Here is a 25,448-nt window from a genome sequence, read left to right on the forward strand (position 1 = left end):
AGAGACAGGGGTTTAGTCTTCAGAACAGGGTCGACCACCTAAGGGAGCCGCAGAAACTCACCTGTCTCTCGTGGAATGGTAGCTAACCATTCCAGGGCTCAAGATACAAGGGAGCCGAAGGCGGACGAGGATGACAACGGGGCAGTCCGGAGCGAAGGCTCCGGACCGCAATCGTGGGCGCGCGCAGTCAGGGCCACTGCGCCGACGGGCGACCTACGAAGACCGTCAACCGTCCCACGAAGACCATCGACCACCCCACGAAGACCGCCAACCGTCCCACGAAGACCGTCAACCGTCCCACGAAGACCATCGACCACCCCACGAAGACCGTCAACCGCCCCACGAAGACCATCGACCACCCCACGAAGACCGTCAACCGCCGCAAAAAAAACTCCCCCTAAACTCCAAGCCCGTTCTGCTTGAACCAATCCAACATCCGCGTCCAAGCCTGCTCCGCCTCCGCCTTCCGATAAGACGGCCGATAGTCCGCATGAAACGCATGCGGCGCATCCGGATAGACATCGATCCTTGACGCCTTGGCCGCAGCCGGCCCCTTCGCCAGTTCGATCCGCATCTTATCCACGTCCGTCTGCGGAATCCCTGCGTCCTTGCCGCCGTACGCGCCCAGCACCGGCGCCTTCAGCTCGTTCACCAGGCTCAACACCGACTTCGGCTTCAGCTCGCTCGGTTCGCCCGCCAATTGGCCGTAGAACGCCGCGCCGGCTTTCAGTTTCGGGTTGTGGGCTGCGTACAGCCACACTTGGCGGCCACCCCAGCAGAAGCCCACGATGCCCAGCTTGTCAGCGTCGCCGCCATTCGCCGCCGCCCATTTCGCCGTCGCATCCAGGTCGCCCTGCACTTGAATGTCTGGCACCTTGCCGATCACCTCGGCTTGCAGCTTTGGAATCTCGGTGTACTTCGACGGATCGCCCTGGCGCGCGAACAGCTCCGGGGCAATCGCCAGATAGCCCAGGTGAGCCAGACGGCGGCAGACGTCCTGGACATATTCATGCACCCCGAAAATCTCGGACACCACAATCACCGTCGGCAGATTCTTCTTGCCTTGCGGCGCGGCGCGATACGCGGGCATCTTGCCGTCAGTCGTGGGGATATCGATCTTGCCGGCCGTCAGCCCCTTGGCGTCCGTGGCGATGGCGGTCTGGGCCACGGCGGGGCCGGCTGCCAGCGAAAAGCCGGCGGCGACGGTTGTGGCGATGAAACCCCGGCGGTCCAGCCGCAAAGGCGGCAACAGGCTGTCGAAGTGCGCGTCCTGATCTTTCATCGAGAATCTCCTGGCAAAAGTAGGCCGGGGGACGCGATGCGCACCCCCGATTGACCGGCTGGTTTCACTTCAGGGAGAAGTCCACGCGCGAGGGTTGCCCCTCGTCCTTGATGCCGTCCGCGTCCAGCTGCGGCGCAACGATGAAGACACGATCCGCGAGTCCTTCCTGGGCTTGCAACTTCTCATACACCGCCTGCGCGCGGGCATCCGCCAATTGGCGTAACTGCTCATCCCCCACCGGCGCCACGCTGCGCAACATCGCTTCCATCTGGTCCGGCGGCACCGACTTCGACATGCCGATGAAGTTGCGCGGCTTGTCCTTGATGTCGGCGTCGTCGTAGACGGCTTCCAGATACTTCGCGCGTTCAGCGGGCGAAACCTTGACGCCCGCCACGTTCGGCTTCTTGCCGCGCGGCGTGGTGTCGGCGGCCTTGGCGGCGCGGATCTGGTTGTCGACCCAAGCTTGGCGCAGGCCGTCCAGATCGGTCTTTGGGTCAGCGCGGCCGCTGATGTCCATCTTCAATGCAGGGCGATCCGTCAGCGCTTTGGTCAGCGTGTCGATACGCTTGAGCGTGTCTTCCGTCAGCGCCGCGCTGCCAGGCGCGAACTCCACGTAGGACAGTTCTTCGCCGCCCCCGAAAGCAGAGGCCAGCAGGCTGAACGGCGACGTCACCGCTTTGACCACCAGGTTCATCAGCACCCGCACCACGATGCCGCCCACCGAGAACTCGGGGTCGTCCAGCGAACCCGAGATCGGCAGGTTGATATCGATATTGCCGCGCGAATCCTTCAACAGCGCCACGGCCAGCAGCACCGGCAGCTTGGTGGCGTCGGGGCTGTTGGTCTTGTCGCCGAACGTCAGCTGGTTCAGCACCACGTGGTTCGAGGCTTGCAGCGCGCGGTCCTTGATCTTGTATTCCAAGTCCACCGACAGCTTGCCGCGCTTGATCGGGTAGCCGACGTACTTGGCCGAATACGTGTTGAAGCGCGGCAAGTCCACGCCCTTGGCCGACGCCTTCAAGTCCAGCGTCAGGAACTTGGCGAAGGGCTGCACGATGCCGCTGATCGACAAAGGCGCCGTGGTGTAGACGCGGCCCGTCACCTTGACCTTGGCGGGCTGCGGATTGGTGGACGATACGGCCGTGATTGCGCCTTCGATGGCGGACAACTCCGCCACGTAATTCGGTTTGACGAAGCGGTCGGTAAACGTCATGCGGCCGCGCGTCAGCGTGACGCTGTTGACCGCAATGTCCGGCATGCCCGCGCTTGCACTGCCCGAGCTGCCCTTGGCTGCGGCAGCAGGCGCGGCAGCGGGCGGGGACGCTTGCCGGCCCGGCGTCTGCGTGTCTTGCGTGATCGAGCCGCCTGCCTGCCCAGGCGCGGCGATCAGGTCCATCACGTTCAGCCGGCCCTGCGCGTTCAGCAGGATGCGGCCGTAGAAGTCTTCCAGCGCGATGTCGCCCAGCTTGGCCGCGATCTTGTCACCCGCCACCGACACGTCCATGCCCACGAAACCCAGGCGCTTCCAGTTCAGGAAGTCGTCGTTGTTGACGCGGTCTTGCAAGTCGACGCCGGTGACTTCGACGCCGCCCTTCCAGTTGACCTTCATCGGCGCATTGCCGGCCGCGGCCGCGAAGTCGACGTTGCCCTTCGCGCCCAACGTAATGGCGCGCACCGTCGCATTCAGGCTGGATGCGGCATAAGGCGCGAACGCGGCCACGTTCAGCTCGGACAAGTCCACCGACGACTTCAGCGTCAGCGGCTGCGGGGTGAACGCGCCCTTCAAGTCCAGCTTGCCGTTGCCCTGGATGCCGGCGGCGGCCACCGTGAAGTTGCTTTGCCCCGGGCCCATGGCCAGGCGGTCGGCGGTGACGTGCAGCGTTTGCAGGGCGATATCCAGCGCGGGCTTGAGCGATTCATCGCGCGCCTTGAATTGCGTCAGGTCGGCTTGCACGGCCGTGGCGGACGCATCAATCACGCCGCCCTTTTCTTTGACATGGACCTGCGCAGAGGCGCCCAAGCGGCCATCTTGCAGCAGGATCGGCGCCACGCTGCGCACGGCGGGCGCAAGCGGCGCCAAGGCGATGTTGCCCATCCGTACGCCCAATTCCAGCGACAGCGGCTTCAGCTCCAGCGGCCCCTTGGCGCGTATCCAGCCGCCGTCGGTGCTGTTGTCCACGGTCAGCCAGAGGTTGACAGGCTGGTCCTTGACCTCGGGGATCTCCACGCCTTCCACAGTGACGGCCATGCCGGTCATGACGTAATCGAGCTTGCTGATCGCATCGGTGACGTAGAGCTCGCCTTCGTGCAGGTTGAAGGCATCCAGCGTCACTTTCCATTCCGCGGGAGCGGGGGCTGGCGGCGTGGTGGCGGCGGTAGCGGGTGCGCCGGGTGCGGCGGGCGTGTTCGGTGTGGGGGATGTGCCGGGCGCGGGCGGCGTGTTCGGGGTGGTGGATGTGCCGGGCGAGGCCGGCGTGTTCGGTGTGGTGGGTGTGCCGGGCGAGGCCGGCGTGTTCGATGTGCTGGGTACGCCGGGCTTGCTGGGCACGGCGGCCGCGTCAGGCGTGGCCGGGGTTTGTGCCGCACCGGCCTCCGGGGAGACCTGGGCCTTCGTTTCCCCCTCAGCCTTCGCCGCCGCCCCTTTGGGCTCCACCTTCAGCCCCATGTCGCGCTTGAGCTTGTCTGCGACCGGCGTTTCAGTCGGCGCCACGCCACCCAGCTCCTTCAGCTTGGCGACGACGTCCTGCCAATTCAGATGTTCGTTCGTATAGCGGCGCACATGAATCTGCGGCGCCCACAGGCCGATTTCGCCGATATAAAGCTGGCGTGCAATCGGCTCCAGTTCAAGACGCGTGACCGTCAGCGCGCTCCAGGCGGCCAGGCGGTCACCAGCGGTGTCATGCAGATCAAAGCGGCGCAGGCCCAGATCACCCACCACGCGGATTTTCGGCGGCGCGTCCTTGGGCTGCTCGAACACGACTTGAAGATTGGAATCCAGCAGCGCGCTGTCCAGCTTGAACGGCAGCGGCATCGGCCACACGTCCGCCCACTTTTCCAGTTGCAGGCCGTTGAAGGCCACGCGCAGGGTTGATGACGGCACCTTGTCGAACGGGCGGGCCACGCCCGTCAGGTCGAACGGGCTGCCGTTGATGCGCAAGTGCAGCCGGGGCTGCACGTCGATGTCGGTGGCGTAACCGAAGTTGGAAATGAACGGCACGCCCACGGCCAGCTCATCCACCACCTGCTTGCGGCCGGTGACCTTGTCATCCAGCGTGATGGTGCCACCCTCGATCACCATGTTGTTCAGCGAAAAACGCGGCAGGCCTTCATCAGGCTTGGGCGGTTCTGCGGGCTTGGCGGCAGACAATTCCTCGATGCGTTGGGAAATATCAGAGAAGTTGAAACGCGTGACGTCTTCGCGCACGACGCTGATGGTAGGCTGACGCAGCGTCAGACGATCAACGACGGGCGCAAACCAGAACAGCGAGCTCCAGGCGGCGCTGGCATCCAGTTCGGCCAGCGTCAGCAGCGGTGTCTGCGAACCCGGCTGGGCAACGGCCAGGTCGCGGGCGCGGAGGGTGAGCGTGAAGGGATTGAAGCTGATCTTGCCGACGGAAACGTCGCGGCCAATCATCTTGGATACGTCGTCCGTCAGGACGTTGTGCAGTACCTTGGGGACTTGCCAGGCGGCAACGCCGAACAGGATCAGCACAAACGCCACGATGCCCACCAGGATCTTGCCGGCGCGCCGGGTGAGCCGAAGCTTTGGCATCCGCACGGGCATCGAGAGTCTCCTGATACGAGTTGAAGGCGATTATCGCGCCCTGGTTAACGCTCGTCTATCATAGGCGCAACAGCGGCCCGCCCGGCCTGCCGGGACCGCACTTTTCAAACATTAACAATTCTCGATCCCGATTCCCATGCCCCCGACCACCCCCACTTTGAGTCATCTGGATGAAGCCGGCCAGGTCCGCATGGTCGACGTCATCGCCAAGACGGACACCGAGCGCGTAGCGATTGCCACCGCCAGCGTCCGCATGAATGCCGTGGCCTATGGGCTGTTGACGCAGCCGGGCCAAGGCAAGGGCGAAGTGCTCAACACCGCGCGCGTGGCCGCCGTGCTGGCCGCCAAGCGCTGCGCCGAGCTGATCCCGCTGTGCCACAGCCTGCCGCTGGCGTTCGTCGGCGTGGACTTTTCTTTGGACGACGCCGCGCATCGCATCGACATCCTGGCCACGTGCCGCACCAGCTACAAGACGGGCGTGGAAATGGAAGCCATGATGGCGTGCAGCGTGGCCGCGCTGACCATCTACGACATGTGCAAAGCGGCCGACAAGGGCATCGTGGTTGAACAAGTTCGCCTTAAGTACAAGGCGGGAGGAAAAAGCGGTGAATGGCGCAACGATTAATCTCCTGTACTTCGCCCGCGTGGCGGAGCTGGTCGGCAAGCGCACGGAAAGCTGGCCGCTGGATGGCGACTCCACGGGCGCGCAACTGCTGTCCGCGCTGGGCGCGCGTTATCCCCAGCTGGAACCTGCCAGCCGTTTGAAGCTGGCCATCAACCAGACCCATTCCAAACCGACGGCCGCGATTCGCCCGGGCGATGAGGTCGCCGTGTTCGAACCCGTCACCGGAGGTTGAACGCCATGATCAGCGTCCAGGAAGCCGATTTCGACGGCGCCGCGCTGACGGCCGCGCTGCGTGACAGCGCCGGCCCCGGCGTGGGCGGCATCGTCACCTTCGTGGGCTATGTGCGCGACTACGCGCCCGATGCGCCCACCGACACGCTCTTTCTTGAACACTACCCCGGCATGTGCGAGCGCGAGCTCGAAGCCATTGCCGCCACCGCCCGCGAACGCTGGAAGCTGGCCGGCACCGTGATCGTGCACCGGGTGGGCGCGTTGCACCGCAATGCCCAGATTGTGTTCGTGGCGGCCGCCAGCGCTCATCGCGGCGACGCCTTTCGCGGCTGCGAATACATCATCGACGCGCTGAAGACGCGCGCCCCCTTCTGGAAGCGCGAGACGCTTGCGGGCGGCAGCAGCTTCTGGGTCGAACAACGCCAATCCGACCAGGACCGCACGGACTCCTGGGATGAAGACACCGCCCCCTCGAAGGAACGCCCATGAGCGAAGCCATCCCCGTCTCTCTGGCCTGCGCCGTCCTGACGGTCAGCGATACCCGCAGCGCGGGTGACGACACGTCCGGCAACCTGCTGGCCCATAACCTGGCGCATGCGGGCCACCAGTGTGTGCGCCGCGATATCGTGCGCGACGACATCTACCAGATCCGCCGTGTCATCAGCGACTGGATCGCCGACCCCGACGTGCAGATCATCCTGACGACAGGCGGCACGGGCTTTTCGCATCGCGACCATACGCCGGCGGCCATCCTGCCGCTCCTGGACCGCGAGATTCCCGGCTTTGGTGAACTGTTCCGCCAGATTTCCTACACCGAGATTGGCAGCTCCACCATCCAGTCGCGCGCGTTTGCCGGGTCGGCCAACCAGACGCTGATTTTCTGCCTGCCCGGGTCGAACAATGCCTGCGAAACCGCCTGGGCGCAGATCCTGCGCGAGCAGTTCGACAGCAGCCACCGCCCGTGCAACTTCGCCTCGCACTTCAAGCCCACTGAAGAAGACCACTGACCCATGCTGGATTTTGATCATGCCCAGACCCTGCTGGCCAATGCCGCAGGGCCGCTGCAACGCCGCGACGACATCCCCCTGAACGACGCCGCGGGCCGCGTGCTGGCGACCGACCTGGAAGCCACCGTGGACATCCCGCCGGCCGACAACAGCGCCATGGACGGCTATGCGCTGCGCGTGGCCGATTGGCAAGCCGGCGCCCGCCTGCCCATCCAGCAACGCTGCTATGCCGGCGACGTGCCCGAACCGCTCAAACCCGGCCACGCCATCCGCCTGTTCACGGGCAGCCTGATTCCCGATGGCGCCGATACCGTCGTCATGCAGGAAGACACGGTCGAAGCCGACAACCAGGTCGAGATCACACGCCAGCCCGCGCCCAACCAGCACATTCGCCGCCGTGGCGAAGACACGCTGACCGGCGCGCCCTTGCTGGCCGCAGGCACGCTGCTGCAAGCGGCGCACGTGGCGCTGCTGGCGTCGCAAGGGCTGGCCAGCGTGCCGGTCTTGGGCCAGTTGCGCGTTGGCATCCTGACCACCGGCGATGAGCTCGTGCCGCCCGGCACGCCGCGCGCGCCGGAACAGATCTACAACTCCAACGGCCCGATGCTGGCCGCACTGGTGCGCGGCCTGGGCGCCCTGCCCGTGCACGTCTTGCATGCGCGCGATACGGAAGCCGATCTGCTTGCTGCCTTCAAGACCTTGCTGGCCGATTGCGACTTGGTGCTGAGCGTGGGCGGCGTGTCCGTCGGCGAGCGCGACCTGGTCAAGCCGGCGCTGGCCACGTTGGGCGGTGAACTGTCGCTGTGGAAGGTGCGCATGAAGCCCGGCAAACCGGTCGCGCTGGCAAAGATTGGCGGCACGCCCGTCGTCAGCCTGCCCGGCAATCCGGTGTCGGCCTATGCCGTGTTTGCGATGCTGGTGTCGCCGCTGGTGCGCCGCATGCAGGGCCGCGAAACCATCTTCCCGCCTGTCAGCCTGCTGCCTTTGCGCACCGAGCGTCCGCGTCAGGATGGCCGCGAAGAATTCCTGCGCGTCCAGTGCCGCACGGCCGAGCATGGCGGCAGTGAATTGGTGCCTTACGGCCACCAGGGGTCAGGCGTGATCAGCTCAATGCCGTGGGCAACAGGGCTGGCGCGCTTGCCGGCCGATGTCCTGGTCAACGATCAGGATCGTGTGCCGTACTACGACTTGCGCCACTGGCTGGCGTAGCGGGTGACGTAGCGGCTGGCGTGGCGGCTTACTGGGCGGCTTACTTGGCGGCTGGCGCCGCGGCGGTCGCATGACGGCTGGCGTATTGCGCCGCCGCGGCCAATTCCTCCGCCGTGTTGACGTTCATGAAGGCGTCGGGCGTGTCGTCAAAACGCGCTTCGACGCCGCCCATGCGGGCTTGCCACAAGCCCACTTTGCGGTCGCCCGCCCGCAGATATTCAAGCAAGGCCGGCAGCAGCGTCGTGCGTAAGGCCATGCAGGCCGAATGCTGCTGGCCGCCAGCCACGGCGTGCGCCAGCGGTGCATCGGCCGATGCCGCCGCAGCGATCAGCCGCGCCGCCAGATCATCAGGTAGAAAAGGCGTATCGCACGGCGTCACCACCAGCCAATCATCGTGTTCAGCGGCGGCGGCAGCCAGCCCTGCCGCGATGCCCACCAACGGGCCTTGAAACGCGCCCAGCTCGGGCTCCCCGTCGGCCACCACCTGGCCGTATTGCGCATAGCGGTCCAGATGCCGGTTGGCGCTGATGATCACGCGCCCCACCTGCGGCGCCAGGCGGCGCGCCACGTGCGCCACCATCGGCTCGCCGTTCAACTCGACCAGCCCCTTGTCCTGATGCTGCATCCGAGACCCCTGCCCGCCCGCCAGGATCAGGCCGGCGATGCGCGTGTGCGGCGTTGCGGGGTCAGCCACCGATGTAGCTCATTTCAACTTTGCGGCCGGGGTCGGGCGTGGGGTCGGCCATGTTGCGGCCGCGCAGTTCCGAGTAATGATCGTTGCGCCCCGACCAGATGCCCGCCAGGATGGCCGCCAATTCGGCGTCGCTTGCGCCATCGCGCAAGGGTGCGCGCAAGTCGTAGCCTTCGTGTGCGAACAGGCACAGGAAGAGCTTGCCTTCCGGTGACAGGCGCGCGCGCGTACAGCCGCCGCAAAACGCATGCGTGACGCTGGAGATGACGCCGATTTCGCCGCCGCCATCCACATAGCGCCAGCGTTCGGCGACGCGGCCCATCTCGGTGGTTTGCACGGGTTCCAGCGCATGAACGGCGCCGATGCGGTCCAGCACTTCCTGGCTGGGCACCACTTCGGCCAGGTTCCAGCCGTTGGTGTTGCCCACGTCCATGTATTCGATGAAGCGCAGGATGTGGCCGCTGTGACGGAAGCGTTCGGCCATCGGCAGGATTTGCGCGTCGTTCAACCCGCGCCGCACCACCATGTTGACCTTCACAGGCGCCAGCCCGGCTTCGGCGGCGGCATCGATGCCGCGCAGCACGTCATCGGGCGTGAAGCCGCTGTCGCTCATGTCCTGGAACATGGCGGCGTCCAGCGCGTCCAGGCTGACGGTGACCCGCGTCAGGCCAGCCGCCTTCAGCGCCGCGGCCTTGCGCGCCAGCACGCTGCCGTTGGTCGTCAGCGTCAAGTCCAGAGGACTGCCTTCCAGCGTGCGCAAGCTGGCCAGTTGGCCCACCAGGTTTTCGATGTGTTTGCGCAGCAAGGGCTCGCCGCCAGTCAGGCGGATTTTTTCCACACCCAGCTGCGTGAAGATGCCGGCCAGGCGGCTGATCTCTTCAAACGACAGCAGGTCGGCATGCGGCATGAAGGTGTAGCTGCTGTCGAACACTTCGCGCGGCATGCAGTACGTGCAGCGGAAGTTGCAGCGGTCCGTGACCGAAATTCGCAAGTCGCGCAAGGGGCGCCCGCGCGCATCCCGCGCGGGCTGGCCAGCCGGCGGCAGTTCGCCGGGCGCGGGCCAGGCCGAGCGGTCAGACCGGCGGTCGGCAAGGAAAATCACTTTGCTCATGGGGTGATCATATCTCGGCATCACGTTGCACTGGCGCAAGGTCATCCTGAAGGCAGGGGCATCGCCCTTCAGGCAAAGGCCTCTTCCAGCGTTTGTAAGCGCCCGGTGTCCCGGGCGTCGTAGCCAACCAGTTGCCCCACGTACCCTACGTAATCGGCGCTACGCATGATGCTCAGCAAATCCTGCATGGCCGGGGTTTCCAGCGACGATTTGCGGATGGCGAAAAAGTAGCGCTCGCGCACCAGCGGGATGAAGTCCAGCCCGAAACGGCAGGCGGCGGTTTCAACGCCCACGCCCGTGTCCGCCATGCCGCTGGCAATGTGCGCGGCAATCGCCATATGGGTGAATTCGTTGGTTTCGTAGCCCTGGACCTCGCCGATGGAGACGCCCGCGCGTTGCAGCATCAGCCCCACCAGGTAACGCGTGCTGGACCCGATCTGGCGGTTCACGAAGCGCACATCGGGGCGCGCCAGGTCGGCCATGCCGCGAATCTGCTTGGGGTTGCCCGCCGTCACGAACAGACCCGTGTTGCGCACGGCCAGGTGGATCAGCAGGTATTCGTCGGCGTGCAGCCACTGCGCGTAGCGTTCCATGATGGGCGATTCGAAATCGCCCTGCGGCACCTGAAACCCCGCCAGATCGCATTCATGACGCTCTAGCGAGGCCAGCGCCTCGATCGCCGTGCGGTAGCGCAGTTCCAGCCCGGGCTTTCTGCCGCCCATGTGCTGCATCAGCGATTCCACCGCAAAACCGTGGCTGGCATGCAGCCGCAAGTGCGGGCCGCTTTCGGGCAGCAGCCGTTCCAGCTCTTCCTGCAATTCGGACGCCATGCTGTCCAGCGTGGGCATCAGCCGCGCTTCGATGCGGCGGTTGGCCCAAAGCAGACGTTGCGCAAACGGCGCCAGCTGCGTGCCTTGGCGGCGATTGGTGATGAGCAATTGCGTGCCGAAGATGGTCTCGAAGCGGCGCAATACGCCCCACGCGTGCCGGTAAGACAACCCGCAGGCGCGGCACGCGCCCGTGATGTTGCCGGTGGCGTCGATGGCGGCCAGCAAGGCCAGCATGTCCTGCAATGGCACGGGCGCCGAATCGTCGTCTGTCCCCAATGTCCATTGCGGCCGCAGGCCGATTCGGAACTTATATGTCATTTATTTCTTATTGAAGGCGTTCAAGTACGTGGTTAGAGTACACAAATAACGCGGCGGACGGGCATTTATTATGTTTTTAAAAACATATTAAACGCCACGTATTCCGGCCCACAACAACACCCAGTTCACCTGGAGGAGACCACCGTGCATCAGCGCGAGGCAAAATCCGATCTGGCGTCCAGCGGGGGCGCCCGGGGCGGCCCCCTGGCCCTTGACGCCGCTCAGCATTCCGCCACCCCCGCCATTGCGGCCACCGCCCGCATCGTGGCCAGCCTGAAAGACCTGCCCGGCCCCTTGCTGCCGGTGCTGCACCAGGTGCAACACGAATTGGGCTGTATTCCGGCCGAGGCGGTGCAAACCATCGCCGAGGCCCTGAACCTGTCCCGCGCCGAAGTCCACGGCGTCATCACCTTCTACCCCCATTTCCGCAGCCAGCCGGCCGCGCGCCATACGCTGGAAGTGTGCCGCGCGGAATCCTGCCAGGCCATGGGCGGCGACGATTTGGCCGCCCATGCGCAGGCCAAACTGGGTTGCGGTTTCCACGCCAGCACGTCTGACGGCAATTTCACGCTGGAGCCCGTGTACTGCCTGGGGCTGTGCGCGCAGTCGCCCGCCGTGATGATTGATGGCCAGCCGCATGCCCGCGTCACCCCCGACAAGCTCGACCGCTTGCTGACCCGCACGCTGGAGACCACGTCATGAGCGCCCCCATCGTCATCTACGTGCCGCGCGACGCCGCGGCGCTGGCCATGGACGCCAACGCCGTAGCGCACGCCATTGAACGCATTGCTGACGAGCGCGGGCTGTCCGTGCAGGTGGTGCGCAACGGCTCGCGCGGGCTGCTGTGGCTGGAACCGCTGGTTGAAATCGCCACGCCCGAAGGCCGCATCGCCTACGGGCCGGTAGCGCCCGAAGACGTGGGCGGCTTGTTCGATGCAGGCTGGCTTACGGGTGACGCGCACGCGCTGCGCCTGGGGCTGACCGAAGATATCCCCTATCTGAAACAGCAGGAACGCCTGACCTTCGCCCGCGTGGGCGTGATCGACCCGCTATCCATCCAGGACTACGCCGCGCATGGCGGCCTGGCCGGGCTGAAGCGGGCGCTGGCGATGCAGCCGGCCGAGATCATCGACGAAATGGTCACCTCGGGCTTGCGCGGCCGCGGCGGCGCAGCGTTTCCGACAGGCATCAAATGGAAGACGGTGGCGGGTTCGCCCAGCGATCAGAAATACATCGTCTGCAACGCTGATGAAGGCGATTCCGGCACCTTCGCCGACCGCCTGCTGATGGAAGGCGACCCCTATGTGCTGATCGAAGGCATGACGATTGCCGGGTTGGCCGTGGGCGCCACCTATGGCTACATCTACGTGCGCTCCGAATACCCGCACGCCATCGAGACGCTGGAAGCCGCCATCGCGCGCGCCCGCAGCGTGGGCTGGCTGGGCCAAGACGTGCACGGCAGCGGCCGCCAGTTCGACCTGGAAGTGCGCAAGGGCGCGGGCGCCTACATCTGCGGCGAAGAAACATCCCTGCTGGAAAGCCTGGAAGGCAAGCGCGGCGTGGTGCGCGCCAAGCCGCCGCTGCCCGCGATATCGGGCCTGTTCGGCAAGCCCACCGTGATCAACAACGTGATCTCGCTGGCGACGGTGCCCATCATCCTGGCCAAGGGCGCGGCGTACTACCGCGACTACGGCGTGGGCCGCTCGCACGGCACGCTGCCGTTTCAGCTGGCGGGCAACCTGAAGCAAGGCGGCCTGGTGGAAAAGGCCTTCGGCCTGAGCCTGCGCGATCTGCTCTACACGTTTGGCGGCGGCAGCGCATCGGGACGGCCCCTGCGCGCCGTGCAGGTGGGCGGCCCCTTGGGCGCGTATCTGCCCGAATCGCAATGGGACGTGCCGCTGGACTACGAGGCCTACATCCAGATCTCGGCCATGATCGGCCACGGCGGGCTGGTGGCGTTTGATGACACCGTCGACATGGCGCGCATGGCGCGATACGCGATGGAGTTCTGCGCCATCGAATCCTGTGGCAAATGCACGCCGTGCCGCATCGGCTCCACGCGCGGCGTCGAAACCATCGACAAGATCGCAGCAGGCGGGGCCGACACCAAACAACGTGAACAGCAGGTGCATCTGCTGCGCGACTTGTGCGACACGATGATGGGCGGTTCGCTCTGCGCATTGGGGGGCATGGCGCCCTACCCCGTGCTGTCGGCGCTGAACCATTTTCCGCAGGACTTCGGCATCGAGTCCCCGCAGTCTGCCGCGCACGCGGCCTGAACCCGAGAGACCACCATGCTAGAAACCGTCATCAAGCGCGACCGCGACATGGGCACGCCGGCGCGCGTCTCTGAAAAAACCATCACCCTGACCATCGACGGCCAGGAAATCCAGGTGGCCGAAGGCACCTCGCTGATGCGCGCCGCCGCCGAAGCGGGCATCAACATCCCGAAGCTGTGCGCAACAGACAGCCTGGAACCCTTTGGCTCGTGCCGGCTGTGCCTGGTGCAGATCGAAGGCCGGCGCGGTTATCCGGCGTCATGCACCACGCCCGCTGAAAACGGCATGGTGGTCTTTACCGAGACGCCCAAGCTGCACGAACTGCGCCGCGGCGTGATGGAGCTGTACATCTCGGACCACCCGCTGGACTGCCTGACCTGCCCCGCCAACGGCGATTGCGAATTGCAGGACATGGCGGGCGTGGTGGGCCTGCGCAACGTGCGCTACGGCTATGACGGCGCCAACCACCTGGACGCCAAGACCGACGATTCCAACCCCTACTTCAGCTACGACGCGTCCAAGTGCATCGTGTGCAACCGCTGCGTGCGCGCCTGCGAAGAAACGCAAGGCACGTTCGCGCTGACGATCTCGGGCAAAGGCTTCGAATCGCGTGTATCGCCGGGGCAGGACCAGCCTTTCCTGGACAGCGAATGCGTGTCCTGTGGCGCGTGCGTGCAAGCCTGTCCGACCTCTACGCTGCAAGAAAAGACCGTCATCATGATGGGCCAGGCCGAACACTCGGTGGTGACCACCTGCGCGTATTGCGGCGTGGGCTGCGGTTTCAAGGCCGAGATGAAGGGCCAGGAAGTCGTACGCATGGTGCCGTGGAAAGACGGCCAGGCCAACCGCGGGCATTCCTGCGTGAAGGGCCGCTTTGCCTGGGGCTACACCACGCATAAAGAGCGCGTGTTGAAGCCCATGATCCGCAAGCACATCACCGATTCCTGGAAGGAAGTGTCCTGGGACGAGGCCATCAACTATGCGGCGTCCGAGTTCCGCCGCATCCAAAGCCAGTACGGCCGCGACGCCGTGGGCGGCATCACGTCGTCACGCTGCACCAACGAAGAAACGTGGCTGGTGCAAAAGCTGGTGCGTGCCGCGTTCGGCACCAATAACGTCGACACCTGCGCCCGCGTGTGCCATTCGCCCACAGGGTACGGACTGAAGCAGACGCTGGGCGAATCCGCCGGCACGCAGACGTTCGATTCCGTCATGCATACCGACGTGGTCATCGTGATGGGCGCCAACCCCAGCAGCGGCCACCCCGTGTTCGCATCGCGGCTGAAGCGGCGGCTGCGGCAAGGCGCGCGTCTGATCGTGATTGACCCGCGCCGCATCGAACTGGTGAGCTCGCCGCACATCAAGGCCGACTTCCACTTGCAGGTGCGGCCCGGCACCAACACGGCGCTGCTGTCGTCGCTGGCGCATGTGATCGCCACCGAAGGCCTGATCGCCGAAGACTACGTGGCCGAACGCTGCGACACCAAGGCGTTCAACGAATGGCGCGACTTCGTCTCGCTGCCGGAAAATTCACCGGAAGCGATGGAGGAAATCACCGGCGTGCCGGCGCAAGCCGTGCGTGGCGCGGCGCGCTTGTTCGCCACCGGCGGCAATGGCTCGATCTATTACGGCCTGGGTGTCACCGAACACAGCCAGGGCTCCACCACCGTCATGGCGATTGCCAACCTGGCCATGGCCACCGGCAACGTCGGCCGCGAAGGCGTGGGCGTGAACCCGCTGCGCGGCCAGAACAACGTGCAAGGCTCGTGCGACATGGGTTCGTTCCCGCACGAACTGCCCGGCTACCGCCACATTTCCGACAACGTCGTGCGCGCGCAATTCGAACAGGACTGGGGCGTGACCTTGCAGCCCGAACCCGGGCTGCGCATACCCAATATGTTCGAAGCGGCGTTGGGCGGCACGTTCAAGGGCCTGTACTGCCAGGGCGAAGACATCGTGCAGTCCGATCCCAACACGCAGCACGTGGCGGCGTCCCTTGCCGCAATGGAATGCATCGTGGTGCAGGACTTGTTCCTGAACGAGACCGCCAAGTACGCCCATGTGTTCCTGCCGGGCTCGTCGTTCCTGGAAAAAGACGGCACGTTTACCAATGCCGAACGCCGCATCTCGCGCGTGCGCAAGGTGATGGAACCCAAGAACGGCAAGGCGGACTGGGAAGTGACCGTCGCGCTGTCCAACGCGCTGGGCTATCCCATGCCCTACACGCACCCGCGCGAAATCATGGAAGAGATCGCGCGGCTGACGCCCACGTTCGCGGGGGTCAGCTACGAGAAGCTGGACAAGCTGGGCAGCCTGCAATGGCCGTGCAATGACGACGCGCCGGAAGGCACGCCCATCATGCACATCGACGCCTTCGTGCGCGGCAAGGGCAAGTTCATGATCACCAAGTACGTGCCGACCGACGAACGCAGCACGCGGCGCTTCCCGCTGCTGCTGACCACCGGCCGCATCCTGTCGCAATACAACGTGGGCGCGCAGACCCGGCGCACGCCCAACGTGATGTGGCATGGCGAAGACGTGCTGGAACTGCATCCGCAAGACGCCGAAGACCGGGGGGTGGCCGAAGGCGATTGGGTGGGCATCCAGAGCCGCGCAGGCGAGACCGTGTTGCGCGCCACGCTGACCGACCGGGTGCAGCCGGGCGTGGTATACACCACGTTCCACTTTCCCGAGTCCGGCGCCAACGTCGTTACGACGGACAGCTCCGACTGGGCGACCAACTGCCCCGAATACAAGGTCACCGCCGTGCAGGTCACGCGCGTGTCCCAGCCTTCGGAATGGCAGCGCCAATGGTCGCGCTTTGAAGACATCCAGCACAAGCTGCTGCGCGAGCGATCGCGCGAAAACGAAGCGACGCTGACCGGGAAATAACCCCTGCCGGCCTCGACCGCCCTGGATGCCATGACTATGCCGCCGTCTACGCCCCCGTCCTCGCCCTCCCGCCCCGACTGCACGCAGACCCCGGTCACCCGCGTGCGGGACGGGGCCATCGCCCCCGCCCCCGAGCTCGACTTCGTGGCCGAGGAAACGCCGGTGGCGCTGGAGTTCAACGGCATCAGCCACGCCACCATGCTGGCCACGCCCGCAGACCTGGAAGACTTTGCGGTGGGCTTTTCGCTGTCGGAAGGCATCATCGACAGCGTCAGCGACGTGCGCGGCATTGACGTGCTGCCGCAATGCGACGGCATCGTCGTGCAGCTGGAGATCTCCACCGCTTGCGAAGTGCGGTTAAAGACACGCCGCCGCGCCATGGCCGGCCGCACGGGCTGCGGGCTGTGCGGGGTGGAAACGCTGCCCGAAGTGCTGCGCCCCGTCGCGCCCGTGACCAACGGGTCGACAGTGCGTATCCAGGCCGTTTTGGCCGCCATGCGCGACATGCGCGCACGTCAGGCGCTGCACGACATCACGGGCGCCACGCACGCGGCGGGCTGGGCGGGCGCCGACGGCGCCATCGCCCTGGTGCGTGAAGACGTGGGCCGGCACAACGCGCTGGACAAACTCATCGGTGCCTTGGCGCGCCAGGCCATGCATGCCGGCGGCGGCATCGTGCTGGTGTCCAGCCGCGCCAGTTTCGAAATGGTGCAAAAAACGGCGGCGGCCGGCGTGGCGGTCTTGGCGGCGGTGTCCGCCCCCACGGCGCTGGCCATCCGCCTGGCAGAAGACGCCAACGTCAGCCTGGTGGGCTTTCTGCGCGGCGGCGACGCCACGCTGTACGCCCATCCCGAACGCTTCACCCCCTGAACGGAACCCTGACACGCAATGGAAATCGGCAATCTGATCCGCATGGCCAACCGCATCGGCCAATTCTTTGACGCCATGCCGGACCGCCACGAAGCCCTGGAAGGCGTGGCCAACCATATCCACAAATTCTGGGAGCCCCGCATGCGCAACGAGCTGCTGGGTTTTCTGGCGGCCAGCCCCAATGGCGACGCTGGCGATGAACAGTTGCACCCGCTGGTGCTGGACGCGGTCACGCAGAACCGCCAGCGCCTGACCCCGGCTCCCCGAGTGGGGTAGTTCAGGCGGCACCGCTTTACCGCAGTCAGTTCGCAGCACGCAGTGACGGATTCAATAAAAGAGGCCGCGCCCCCGTTCTATTTCCGGTCGGCGCGAGCGATAAAGCCGCACCCCACGAGGAGACCCCATGGAAAGTACCGCCACCTTGGACCTGCCCGGCTCAAAGCCGGGTTTTTTTGACAAAGAACGCACGATCGCCGGGCCTGGATTCTCGCGCTGGCTGGTGCCTCCTGCCGCGTTGGCCATCCATCTTTGCATCGGCATGGCCTACGGTTTCTCGGTGTTCTGGCTGCCCCTGTCCAAGGTGGTGGGCGGCGCCAAGCCGCTAGCCTGCCCGGCCGACATGAGCCTGGCCGCAGAACTCTTCACCACCAGCTGCGACTGGAAGATTTCCACCATGGGGTGGATGTACACGCTGTTCTTCGTGCTGCTGGGGTGTTCCGCCGCGCTCTGGGGCGGCTGGCTGGAACGCGCCGGTCCGCGCAAGGCGGGCGTGGTGTCGGCGCTGTGCTGGTGCGGCGGCCTGGTCATTTCGGCCATCGGCGTGTACCTGCATCAGATGTGGATGCTGTGGCTGGGGTCGGGCGTCATCGGCGGCATCGGGCTGGGGCTGGGGTATATCTCGCCCGTCAGCACGCTGATCAAATGGTTTCCCGACCGCCGCGGCATGGCGACCGGCATGGCCATCATGGGCTTTGGCGGCGGCGCAATGATAGGCGCGCCCCTTGCCGACCTGCTGATGCGCCACTTCGCCACCCCCACGTCGCCCGGCGTCTGGCAGACCTTCCTGACGATGGCCGTCGTGTACTTCATCTTCATGATGTCGGGCGCGCTGGGCTACCGCGTGCCCCCCACGGGCTGGAAGCCGGAAGGCTGGACGGCGCCTGCCAAGCATGCCAACAACGCGATGATCACCAAGGGCCACGTGCACGTGAAGCGCGTCTGGGGCGTGCCGCAATTCTGGCTCGTCTGGCTGGTGCTGTGCCTGAACGTGACGGCCGGCATTGGCATCCTGGGCATGGCGTCCCCGCTTTTGCAGGAAGTGTTTGGCGGCGGCCTGATCAACAAGCCGGAACTGGGCTACGCCCAATTGGACAAGGATCAGCTGGCCGCCATTGCCGCCATTGCCGCGGGCTTTACCGGCCTGCTCAGCCTGTTCAACATTGGCGGGCGGTTCTTCTGGGCCAGCCTGTCTGACAAGCTGGGCCGCAAGCTGACCTATCTGATTTTCTTCGTGCTGGGCTTCGTGTTGTACGCCGCCATTCCGTGGACGGCGCACATGGGCGCGCTGGCCCTGTTCGTGGCCGCGTTCTGCGTGATCCTGTCGATGTACGGCGGCGGCTTCGCGACCGTGCCGGCGTACCTGGCCGACCTGTTCGGCACGCAGATGGTGGGCGCCATCCACGGCCGGCTGCTCACGGCGTGGTCGGCGGCCGGCATCTTTGGCCCGGTGCTGGTGAACTACATCCGCGAATACCAGTTGTCGATTGGCGTGCCGCGCGCGCAGGTGTACGACATCACCATGTACATCCTGGCCGGCATGCTGGTGCTGGGCTTTCTGTGCAATCTGGCGATTCGCCCGGTCAACCCCAAATACTTCATGACGGACGCCGAACTGGCGCAGGAAAAAGCCCTGGCGCACGAACGCGCAGCCGCCGCTGAAACGCACGGCGTGGGGCGCTCGACCTTCCGCACGCCCGCCGCCCTGGTGCTGTTCGCCTGGGCCTGCGTGGGGATTCCGCTAGCCTGGGGCATCTGGATCACGCTGCAAAAGGCGGTTGTCCTGTTCCACTGAAAGCGGCACATCCGCGCGGCGCCTGGCGCGCCGCGCACCGCCCCGGGGCGCGAAACTGCTACATTGGCAGCCCGCGCCCTTTCTTTTTATCTCCCCTACATGATCCTGCCCCGTCCCCCCGTCCTTGCTGGAGCGACACATTGACCGCCCCTGAACTGCACTGGGTAGAACAAGACGCCCCCCGCTCCGCCCGCTGGCTCTCTGAAACCGGCGCCACGCCGCCCAAGCGCGTGGTCGTGGTGGACGACACCCTGACCGCGGACATGGCCTACCGCCAGGCCTGCGAAGGCGTCGGCCTGCTGTGGCGCGGCGACTTCCAGAACGCGCGTCTGCTGCTGCAAGCCATGACCCGCCGCGTGGACAAGCGCCCGCGCAAGCCGGTCGACACGCTGCTGGAAGCCTTCAACCAGCACCGCCAGATTCAATCCCAGCGCGCCCGCATCCTGGGCATGCTGCTGATTCCGTTTGACGCCGGCCACGGCATTTCGCTGCGCCGCGCGCCCGACGCGCGCCAAGCCTGCGAAGAAGTCCACGGCCCCGCCGACGAGCCCTACGTGGCATCGCTGCGCGAACTACTGGGCATGATCGGCGCCTTCGAATGGCGCAAGAAGGGCGTGGAAATTCCCGTCCTGAACAACCGCATCCACCCGCACTACGGCGTGTTCTCGCCCCTGCGCGGCGAATACGTCGAACTCGTGGCCAACACCCCGATGCCGCGCGGCAGCGTGGCCTTTGATATCGGCACCGGCACCGGCGTCCTGGCCGCCGTGATTGCGCGCCGTGGCGGCAAGCGCGTCATCGGCACCGACCAGGACCCGCGCGCGCTTGCTTGCGCCCGCGAAAACCTGGAACGGCTGGGCCTGTCCAAGCAGGTCGACATCGTGGAAGCCGACCTCTTCCCCGAAGGCCGCGTGTCGTTGATCGTCTGCAACCCGCCGTGGCTGCCCGCCCGTCCGAGTTCCCCGGTTGAACACGCCGTGTATGACCCCGACAGCCGCATGCTGCGCGGCTTTCTGAATGGGCTGACCGAGCACCTGACGCCCAACGGCGAAGGCTGGCTGATTCTGTCGGACCTGGCCGAACACCTGGGCCTGCGCACGCGCGAACAGTTGATGGAAATGATTGATGCGGCCGGGCTGCGCGTCATCGAACGCATCGACACGCGCCCCACGCACGCACGCGCCAAAGACCCGAGCGACCCGCTGTACGCGGCGCGTTCGAAGGAAGTGACGTCGTTGTGGAGATTGGGCGCGGCGGCTGCACCGGCTGCTTGATTGACTGCCTGATTGACTGCCTGATAAGTCGCCTGATTGGTAGCCTGACCCGCACGCATGCGCGCATGAACGCATGAACGCATGAACGCATGAACGCATGAATGCATGAACCATAACGCGGCCCGAAGACTGTTCTTCGGGCCGCGTTTTTTTCAGGCCTTGCCCGCAGCCACGTTCACGCTGATCGCAATGATGAACACGTTGAAGAAGAACGCGATGACGCTGTGCACCAGCGCCATGCGCCGCACCCGCCGGTTGACGATCTGCACGTCAGACACCTGGAAGGTCATGCCCAGCACCATCGCAAAATAGGCGAAGTCCCAGTAATCCGGTTCCTGCGTGCCGGGGAAATCCAGCCCCTTGTGCGTGCCGCTGCGATGGCCGTAGTAGCCATGCGCGTAGTGCAGCGCAAAGATCATGTTCATGTAGAGCCACGACAGCACGATGGTAGCCGCAGCCGCCAGCATGTCCACCACGCCGCCCACGCTGCTTTCGCCGCGCAATTCCACCCACAGCGCCACCAGCACCATGATGGACAGCGCCACGCTGCTCCAGAGCACGCCCATGCGCCCGACATCCTGCTGCTTGGCGTGCACCCGCATCGAGGCCGAGCTGGCCTGGCCGAACACCCTGGCGGTCAAGACCAGGAAGACCAGCGCCGCGGCGTCAAAACCCAGCAGCAGCGCCAGGCTGGGCGAACGGCCCAGCGCGTAGGCCGCGCCACCCGCCACCACGAACAACAGGCCGCACATCACCAGCCGGCGGTGCGCATGGAAGAACGGCAGCCTGTCGACGGCCGCGGCGGGATTATCGTGGGGGCCGTCGTGGGAGTTGCCCTGCGGCTTGTCGTGTTGATCTTCGTCCTGGCCTTCGTGTTGGCCTTCGTGTTGGCCTTCGTGTTGGCCTTCGTTCTGGCCGTCGTGCTGCGGCTCGTCCGGGATCGGCTTCGTCATGCGGGCTCCTGCGTGCGGCAAGATCCTTACGCTAACCGATCGCCACCAAACCCACCAGCGCGCCGCCGAACAGCAACCATAGCGGGTGGATGCGCGTGGTGCTGCCCAGCACCGCCACCACGGCGGTGATCGCGCCCAGCAGCCAGGTATGCGCCGACGCCTCGGTGATGAGCGACGCGCTGGCCGCGACCAGCCCGACGGTCATCGGAAAAATACCCGCCTGGATTACGCCGCGCCAGGGGCGGTCTTTGAAGCGTTCCCACAAGCCCAGCGCCAGGATGGTGATCAACGACGACGGGCCGAACTTGGCGATGGTCGTGACCAGCATCCCCCACCACCCCGCCACGTGCCAGCCCACCAGCGTCACCACCATCAGGTTGGGGCCGGGCGCGGCCTGGCCCAGGGCGAACAGGGCCGAAAAATCGGCCGCGCTCATCCAGCCGTGCACCTCGACCACCTGGCGCTGCATCTCGGGCAGGATCGTGTTGCCGCCGCCGAACGCCAGCACGGACAGCTGGGAAAAGATCAGGGCCAGCGCAATCAGCGTATGGATCATCGACGTTGCCTCCACACGGCCAGGATGCTCAGCGGCGTCAGCACCGCCATTGTCGGCAGCAAGGGAATGCGCAACACGGCGATGGCCACGAAGCAGATCGTGGCCACCACCCCAGCCAGCCAGTCGCGGCGCTTGATCACCGGCACGCCAATCTTGACCGCCATCGAAATCAGCAACCCCGCCGCCGCGGCCGCCAAGCCCGCAAACAGGTGCTGGATGTGCGGATCGCTTTGAAAGCGGTCATACACCATGCCCAGCAGAATGACGATGGCCGACGGCGCCAGGATCAGCCCCATCAACGCCGAAAAGGCGCCGCGCGGGCCGCGGAATTTCATGCCCAGCGCCACCGACAGGTTGATGATGTTGCCGCCTGGCAGGAACTGGCACAGGCCCAGCAGGTCAGTGAATTCCGGCCCGCTTAACCAGCCGTGTTTTTCAACGACCATGCGGCGCGCCAGCGGCAGCGCGCCGCCGAAGGCCGTCAGGCCAAGCATGAGGAATCCGTAAAACAACTGCCCGCAAGTGGGCGCAGGCCGACACTCGGCCTCTAGGGTGGAGGGTGCTGCATTCATGGTGTAAGGGCCGGTCTTGGGGCCGGTAAGCAGGGGCTGGCGCGTCGCCGCGCTGACAGAGAAATACCGAGTGGGAAGCCTACTCTTCGCTCAAGATAATGTCTAATATATGACCACTTAACCACTCATATCCAACCCATATGGCATCGGTCGACTTGCGCCTGCTGCGTTACTTCCTGGCAGTGGCCGAGGAATCCCATCTGACCAAGGCCGCCGCCCGGCTTGGCATCCGGCAGCCGCCGCTTAGCCAGCAGATTCGCGTGCTGGAACAAGAGCTGGGCGTGACCCTGTTTCACCGCCTGCCGCGCGGCATGGAACTGACTGAAAGCGGGCGCGCGCTGGTGGACGATGCGCGCAACATCCTTGCGCTGGTGGACCAGGCGGTCGATGGCGTGCGCCGCGTGTCACAAGGCGAAGCCGGCCGGCTGACGGTGGGGTTCACCGGGTCGGCCGCGTTCCATCCCTTTGTGCCCACGGTCATCCGCCGTTTTCGCGAAAGCGCGCCCAATGTGCGGCTGGTGCTGGAAGAAAGCAGCACCGGCGAACTGCGCGAAGCCGTCAGCGAAGGCCGCGTGGACGTCGCTTTCATTCGCGGCGCGCACGGCACGGGTTCGGGCGTGTCCGAAGAAACCGTGTTGGAAGAAACCATGCTGGCGGCTTTTCCCGCCGACCATCCCGCCGTCAAGGGACGCGCGCGCAGCCAGATCGCGCTGTCCGAACTGGCCGAAGAATCCTTGATCCTTTACCGCCGCCATAGCGGCCCCGGTTTATACGACGCCATCATCACCGCGTGCAGCGCATCGGGGTTCAGCCCGCGCGTAGCGCAAGAAGCGCCGCGCATGTTGTCCACGCTGAGCCTGGTGGCGGCCGGCCTGGGCGTGTCGCTGGTGCCGGCGTCGCTGCGCCGCGTGAACATCGAAGGCGTGGTGTACGTCAATGTCACCGGCCCCGTGGCGCTGCGCGCGCAACTGAACCTGATCTGGCGCGACACGCCGATGTCAGGCGCCACCCGCAAGCTGATCGACGAAGTGCGCCGGCATCGCGCCGAAGACCCCGGCCTGACTCGCGGATAATCCAACACCATGCTTTCAGAATCCCCCATCGGTATCTATGACTCCGGCGTTGGCGGCCTGAGCGTGCTGCGCGCCATTCGCGACGCCCTGCCCCATGAATCGCTGCTGTACGTGGCCGACTCCGCGCACGTGCCTTATGGCGAAAAGACGCAAGAGTTCGTCCTGCAACGCGCCTTTGCGCTGGCGGATTATTTCGTGTCGCGCCAGGCAAAAGCCATGGTCGTCGCGTGCAACACCGCCACCGCCGCCGCCATTGCCCAACTGCGCAAGCGCCACCCCGGCCTGATCATCATTGGCGTCGAACCCGCCATCAAGCCCGCCGCGCATCTGACGCACAGCGGCGTCGTGGGGGTGTTCGCCACCACCGGCACCTTGGCCAGCCCCAAGTTCGCCGCGCTGGTCCAGCGCGAAGCACCCGAAGTCCGCATCCTGCTGCGGCCTTGCCCGGAATGGGTGCGGCTGGTGGAGCAAGGCGAACTCACCGGCCCCGCCGTCGATGCCGCCGTACAAGCGCCCGTGGCGGAATTGCGCGCGGCCGGCGCCGACGTGCTGGTGCTGGGCTGCACCCATTTCCCCTTCCTGCGCGACGCCATCCAGGCGGCGGCCGGCCCCAGCGTGCCCTTGCTGGAAACCGGCGCCCCCGTGGCGCGCTGGCTGCGGCATCAGTTGCAGGAAAAGGGCTTGCTACGCGCAACCGGCGCCGCAGACCTGCATCTGGAAACCACAGGCAGCGTCCCCGCGCTGGCGGCCCTGGCCAGCCGCTTACTGGGCAAGCCGCATGAGGCGGCGGCCACGCCCGAACGCTGGCGCTGATCGCTTGCCTGCCCGCGCGCGGGTTGATCCTGCGCAGCGTCCCTTGCGCGAAATCGGCGAATAATTGGAATACAGTGATCGCACAGCCTCTCGCGGCTCGCACATAACAAGGAGACGACCATGAAACGCGTCCTGATTCCCGTCGACGGTTCCAAACCCGCCGTCCACGCCGTCCAAGCCCTGCTGGCAGCCCGCGCCTACGACCCCGTCGAACGCGTGGACCTGCTCAGCGTCCAGATACCTCTGAAGTCCGGCAAGATCGGCCGCGGCCTGTCTCAAGCAGACATTGACGCCTACTACCAGGACGAAGGCCAGGCCGCCTTGCAGGAAGCCAGCCGCCTGCTGTCGCAAGCGGGCGTGCCCTTCGCCGTGCATGTTGAAATCGGTGAGGCCGCTGAAACCATCGTCCGCATCGCCGGCGAATCCGGCGCTGACGAAATCTTCATGGGGTCGCGTGGCCTGGGGTCGGTCTCGTCGCTGTTCATGGGGTCCGTTGCCACGCGCGTCCTGCACCTGACGGAATTGCCCGTCACCCTGGTCAAGTAATGCATCAAGGAGCATCCATGCTGAACATCCTGGTCCCCGTCGACGGCTCCGACAATGCCAACCGCGCCGTGCTGTACGCCCGCCAACTGGCCCAAGGCGCGCCCGCCGCGCGCATCCATCTGCTTAACGTGCAAACGCCCACGCAAGGGCGCGCCGGCGTTTCCCGTCTGATCACGCAAGACATGATCGACGAGTTCTACGCCCGCGAAGGCCAGGAGGCCACCGACGAGGCGCGCCAGCTGCTGGACACCACTGGCACCGACTACACCAGCCACATCGAATTCGGCCACGCCGCCACCGAGATCGCCGGCTACGCGCGCGACCAAGGCTGCGCCCGCATCGTGATGGGCACGCGCGGCCATGGCAACCTGGTCAACATCCTGATCGGCTCGGTCGCCAATCAGGTGCTGCAACTGTCGGACGTGCCGGTCACGCTGGTGAAGTAACGCGTCGGGCTGGCG

The 25,448-nt window shown here is 65.7% G+C and carries 25 protein-coding genes; 17 read left to right on the plus strand and 8 right to left on the minus strand.

The annotated features are described in order from the left end of the window. The first annotated feature begins 173 nt into the window (after positions 1-173). Positions 174-401 carry a hypothetical protein gene (locus HV765_RS13770; protein ID WP_175170034.1) on the plus strand — a complete coding sequence of 76 codons (228 nt, stop codon included), beginning with the start codon at positions 174-176 and terminating at the stop codon, positions 399-401. On the opposite strand, the gene HV765_RS13775 is transcribed toward HV765_RS13770, so the two are convergent. Continuing rightward, positions 398-1,282, minus strand: a complete 885-nt coding sequence (locus tag HV765_RS13775) for a dienelactone hydrolase family protein (RefSeq protein WP_054422573.1) — start codon at positions 1,280-1,282, stop codon at positions 398-400. The genes HV765_RS13770 and HV765_RS13775 overlap by 4 nt on opposite strands. A gap of 64 nt (positions 1,283-1,346) precedes the next feature. Then, positions 1,347-5,066 (minus strand): DUF748 domain-containing protein, encoded by a 3,720-nt coding sequence (locus HV765_RS13780; protein ID WP_175170035.1) that lies wholly within the window; start codon positions 5,064-5,066, stop codon positions 1,347-1,349. A gap of 136 nt (positions 5,067-5,202) precedes the next feature. On the opposite strand from HV765_RS13780, the gene moaC reads away from it, so the two are divergent. From moaC to HV765_RS13805, 5 genes are read left to right on the plus strand one after another with little or no spacing between them, the layout of a single operon-like run. Then, positions 5,203-5,691 (plus strand): cyclic pyranopterin monophosphate synthase MoaC, encoded by a 489-nt coding sequence (gene moaC / locus HV765_RS13785; protein WP_175170036.1) that lies wholly within the window; start codon positions 5,203-5,205, stop codon positions 5,689-5,691. Beyond that, positions 5,672-5,923, plus strand: coding sequence for a MoaD/ThiS family protein (locus HV765_RS13790; protein WP_054422576.1), 252 nt, complete (start codon positions 5,672-5,674; stop codon positions 5,921-5,923). Before moaC ends, HV765_RS13790 begins: the two co-directional genes overlap by 20 nt. Before the next feature lie 5 nt (positions 5,924-5,928). Next, positions 5,929-6,411, plus strand: a complete 483-nt coding sequence (locus HV765_RS13795; RefSeq protein WP_054423294.1) for a molybdenum cofactor biosynthesis protein MoaE — start codon at positions 5,929-5,931, stop codon at positions 6,409-6,411. Next, positions 6,408-6,929: a molybdenum cofactor biosynthesis protein B gene (gene moaB / locus HV765_RS13800; RefSeq protein ID WP_175170037.1), complete on the plus strand. Its 522-nt coding sequence runs from the start codon at positions 6,408-6,410 to the stop codon at positions 6,927-6,929. Before HV765_RS13795 ends, moaB begins: the two co-directional genes overlap by 4 nt. A gap of 3 nt (positions 6,930-6,932) precedes the next feature. After that, complete coding sequence (locus HV765_RS13805) at positions 6,933-8,138, plus strand: molybdopterin molybdotransferase MoeA (protein WP_175170038.1); 1,206 nt, start codon at positions 6,933-6,935, stop codon at positions 8,136-8,138. A 40-nt stretch (positions 8,139-8,178) separates the two neighbouring features. Here HV765_RS13805 and mobA read toward each other — a convergent pair whose 3' ends face one another. From mobA to HV765_RS13820, 3 genes are all read right to left on the minus strand, one after another. Then, positions 8,179-8,832, minus strand: a complete 654-nt coding sequence (gene mobA, locus HV765_RS13810; protein WP_276529730.1) for a molybdenum cofactor guanylyltransferase MobA — start codon at positions 8,830-8,832, stop codon at positions 8,179-8,181. Then, positions 8,825-9,940, minus strand: coding sequence for a GTP 3',8-cyclase MoaA (gene moaA / locus HV765_RS13815; protein ID WP_175170039.1), 1,116 nt, complete (start codon positions 9,938-9,940; stop codon positions 8,825-8,827). Before moaA ends, mobA begins: the two co-directional genes overlap by 8 nt. A gap of 68 nt (positions 9,941-10,008) precedes the next feature. After that, positions 10,009-11,088: a substrate-binding domain-containing protein gene (locus tag HV765_RS13820; protein ID WP_054422581.1), complete on the minus strand. Its 1,080-nt coding sequence runs from the start codon at positions 11,086-11,088 to the stop codon at positions 10,009-10,011. A 144-nt stretch (positions 11,089-11,232) separates the two neighbouring features. Between HV765_RS13820 and HV765_RS13825 the strand changes: the two genes are divergently transcribed. The 7 genes from HV765_RS13825 (at position 11,233) to HV765_RS13855 (ending at position 20,474) form a co-directional block, all read left to right on the plus strand. After that, positions 11,233-11,790 carry a formate dehydrogenase subunit gamma gene (locus HV765_RS13825; RefSeq protein WP_175170040.1) on the plus strand — a complete coding sequence of 186 codons (558 nt, stop codon included), beginning with the start codon at positions 11,233-11,235 and terminating at the stop codon, positions 11,788-11,790. Further along, positions 11,787-13,367 carry a formate dehydrogenase beta subunit gene (locus tag HV765_RS13830; RefSeq protein WP_175170041.1) on the plus strand — a complete coding sequence of 527 codons (1,581 nt, stop codon included), beginning with the start codon at positions 11,787-11,789 and terminating at the stop codon, positions 13,365-13,367. Before HV765_RS13825 ends, HV765_RS13830 begins: the two co-directional genes overlap by 4 nt. Positions 13,368-13,382: 15 nt before the next feature. Continuing rightward, entirely contained in the window at positions 13,383-16,259 is a 2,877-nt protein-coding gene (gene fdhF / locus HV765_RS13835; protein WP_175170042.1) for a formate dehydrogenase subunit alpha, read from the plus strand. Between the two features lie 36 nt (positions 16,260-16,295). Further along, on the plus strand, positions 16,296-17,129 hold the full coding sequence (fdhD, locus tag HV765_RS13840) for a formate dehydrogenase accessory sulfurtransferase FdhD (protein ID WP_054422585.1): 834 nt from the start codon (positions 16,296-16,298) through the stop codon (positions 17,127-17,129). 18 nt (positions 17,130-17,147) lie between these two features. After that, a complete protein-coding gene (locus HV765_RS13845; protein ID WP_054422586.1) occupies positions 17,148-17,405 on the plus strand; it encodes a formate dehydrogenase subunit delta in 258 nt (85 codons plus the stop codon). A gap of 127 nt (positions 17,406-17,532) precedes the next feature. Next, on the plus strand, positions 17,533-19,200 hold the full coding sequence (locus HV765_RS13850) for an OFA family MFS transporter (RefSeq protein WP_175170043.1): 1,668 nt from the start codon (positions 17,533-17,535) through the stop codon (positions 19,198-19,200). A 140-nt stretch (positions 19,201-19,340) separates the two neighbouring features. Continuing rightward, positions 19,341-20,474 carry a methyltransferase gene (locus HV765_RS13855; protein WP_054422588.1) on the plus strand — a complete coding sequence of 378 codons (1,134 nt, stop codon included), beginning with the start codon at positions 19,341-19,343 and terminating at the stop codon, positions 20,472-20,474. Between the two features lie 152 nt (positions 20,475-20,626). Here HV765_RS13855 and HV765_RS13860 read toward each other — a convergent pair whose 3' ends face one another. Genes HV765_RS13860 through HV765_RS13870 form a run of 3 tightly spaced genes read right to left on the minus strand, consistent with a single transcriptional unit; the run spans position 20,627 to position 22,555 of the window. Beyond that, positions 20,627-21,427, minus strand: coding sequence for a DUF1345 domain-containing protein (locus HV765_RS13860; RefSeq protein ID WP_254600566.1), 801 nt, complete (start codon positions 21,425-21,427; stop codon positions 20,627-20,629). Positions 21,428-21,458: 31 nt separating this feature from the next. Continuing rightward, the gene (locus HV765_RS13865) at positions 21,459-21,983 is read right to left on the minus strand and encodes a chromate transporter (protein ID WP_054422589.1); all 525 of its coding nucleotides are present in this window, start codon (positions 21,981-21,983) and stop codon (positions 21,459-21,461) included. Beyond that, the gene (locus HV765_RS13870) at positions 21,980-22,555 is read right to left on the minus strand and encodes a chromate transporter (protein WP_054422590.1); all 576 of its coding nucleotides are present in this window, start codon (positions 22,553-22,555) and stop codon (positions 21,980-21,982) included. The genes HV765_RS13865 and HV765_RS13870 overlap by 4 nt, the downstream gene beginning before the upstream one ends. Before the next feature lie 140 nt (positions 22,556-22,695). Here HV765_RS13870 and HV765_RS13875 point away from each other — a divergent pair, with 140 nt between their 5' ends. The 4 genes from HV765_RS13875 (at position 22,696) to HV765_RS13890 (ending at position 25,433) form a co-directional block, all read left to right on the plus strand. Beyond that, positions 22,696-23,628 (plus strand): LysR family transcriptional regulator, encoded by a 933-nt coding sequence (locus HV765_RS13875; protein WP_054422591.1) that lies wholly within the window; start codon positions 22,696-22,698, stop codon positions 23,626-23,628. Positions 23,629-23,637: 9 nt separating this feature from the next. Further along, positions 23,638-24,441 (plus strand): glutamate racemase, encoded by an 804-nt coding sequence (murI, locus tag HV765_RS13880; protein ID WP_175170044.1) that lies wholly within the window; start codon positions 23,638-23,640, stop codon positions 24,439-24,441. A 120-nt stretch (positions 24,442-24,561) separates the two neighbouring features. Next, positions 24,562-24,987 (plus strand): universal stress protein, encoded by a 426-nt coding sequence (locus HV765_RS13885; RefSeq protein ID WP_054422593.1) that lies wholly within the window; start codon positions 24,562-24,564, stop codon positions 24,985-24,987. A 17-nt stretch (positions 24,988-25,004) separates the two neighbouring features. Next, on the plus strand, positions 25,005-25,433 hold the full coding sequence (locus HV765_RS13890; RefSeq protein WP_054422594.1) for a universal stress protein: 429 nt from the start codon (positions 25,005-25,007) through the stop codon (positions 25,431-25,433). Positions 25,434-25,448 lie beyond the last annotated feature (15 nt).

It is taken from the genome of Achromobacter kerstersii, from assembly GCF_902859595.1.
Taxonomy (GTDB): domain Bacteria; phylum Pseudomonadota; class Gammaproteobacteria; order Burkholderiales; family Burkholderiaceae_B; genus Achromobacter; species Achromobacter kerstersii.

Coding starts and splice junctions, on each gene's coding strand:
- HV765_RS13890 (WP_054422594.1), top strand. CDS start 25,005: ATGCTGAACATCCTGGTCCCCGTCGACGGCTCCGACAATGCCAACCGC.
- HV765_RS13805 (WP_175170038.1), top strand. CDS start 6,933: ATGCTGGATTTTGATCATGCCCAGACCCTGCTGGCCAATGCCGCAGGG.
- moaB (WP_175170037.1), top strand. CDS start 6,408: ATGAGCGAAGCCATCCCCGTCTCTCTGGCCTGCGCCGTCCTGACGGTC.
- HV765_RS13860 (WP_254600566.1), bottom strand. CDS start 21,427: ATGACGAAGCCGATCCCGGACGAGCCGCAGCACGACGGCCAGAACGAA.
- HV765_RS13795 (WP_054423294.1), top strand. CDS start 5,929: ATGATCAGCGTCCAGGAAGCCGATTTCGACGGCGCCGCGCTGACGGCC.
- moaC (WP_175170036.1), top strand. CDS start 5,203: ATGCCCCCGACCACCCCCACTTTGAGTCATCTGGATGAAGCCGGCCAG.
- HV765_RS13775 (WP_054422573.1), bottom strand. CDS start 1,282: ATGAAAGATCAGGACGCGCACTTCGACAGCCTGTTGCCGCCTTTGCGG.
- HV765_RS13865 (WP_054422589.1), bottom strand. CDS start 21,983: ATGATCCATACGCTGATTGCGCTGGCCCTGATCTTTTCCCAGCTGTCC.
- HV765_RS13830 (WP_175170041.1), top strand. CDS start 11,787: ATGAGCGCCCCCATCGTCATCTACGTGCCGCGCGACGCCGCGGCGCTG.
- HV765_RS13850 (WP_175170043.1), top strand. CDS start 17,533: ATGGAAAGTACCGCCACCTTGGACCTGCCCGGCTCAAAGCCGGGTTTT.
- HV765_RS13845 (WP_054422586.1), top strand. CDS start 17,148: ATGGAAATCGGCAATCTGATCCGCATGGCCAACCGCATCGGCCAATTC.
- fdhF (WP_175170042.1), top strand. CDS start 13,383: ATGCTAGAAACCGTCATCAAGCGCGACCGCGACATGGGCACGCCGGCG.
- fdhD (WP_054422585.1), top strand. CDS start 16,296: ATGCCGCCGTCTACGCCCCCGTCCTCGCCCTCCCGCCCCGACTGCACG.
- HV765_RS13780 (WP_175170035.1), bottom strand. CDS start 5,066: ATGCCCGTGCGGATGCCAAAGCTTCGGCTCACCCGGCGCGCCGGCAAG.
- moaA (WP_175170039.1), bottom strand. CDS start 9,940: ATGAGCAAAGTGATTTTCCTTGCCGACCGCCGGTCTGACCGCTCGGCC.
- HV765_RS13885 (WP_054422593.1), top strand. CDS start 24,562: ATGAAACGCGTCCTGATTCCCGTCGACGGTTCCAAACCCGCCGTCCAC.
- HV765_RS13870 (WP_054422590.1), bottom strand. CDS start 22,555: ATGAATGCAGCACCCTCCACCCTAGAGGCCGAGTGTCGGCCTGCGCCC.
- murI (WP_175170044.1), top strand. CDS start 23,638: ATGCTTTCAGAATCCCCCATCGGTATCTATGACTCCGGCGTTGGCGGC.
- HV765_RS13820 (WP_054422581.1), bottom strand. CDS start 11,088: ATGACATATAAGTTCCGAATCGGCCTGCGGCCGCAATGGACATTGGGG.
- HV765_RS13875 (WP_054422591.1), top strand. CDS start 22,696: ATGGCATCGGTCGACTTGCGCCTGCTGCGTTACTTCCTGGCAGTGGCC.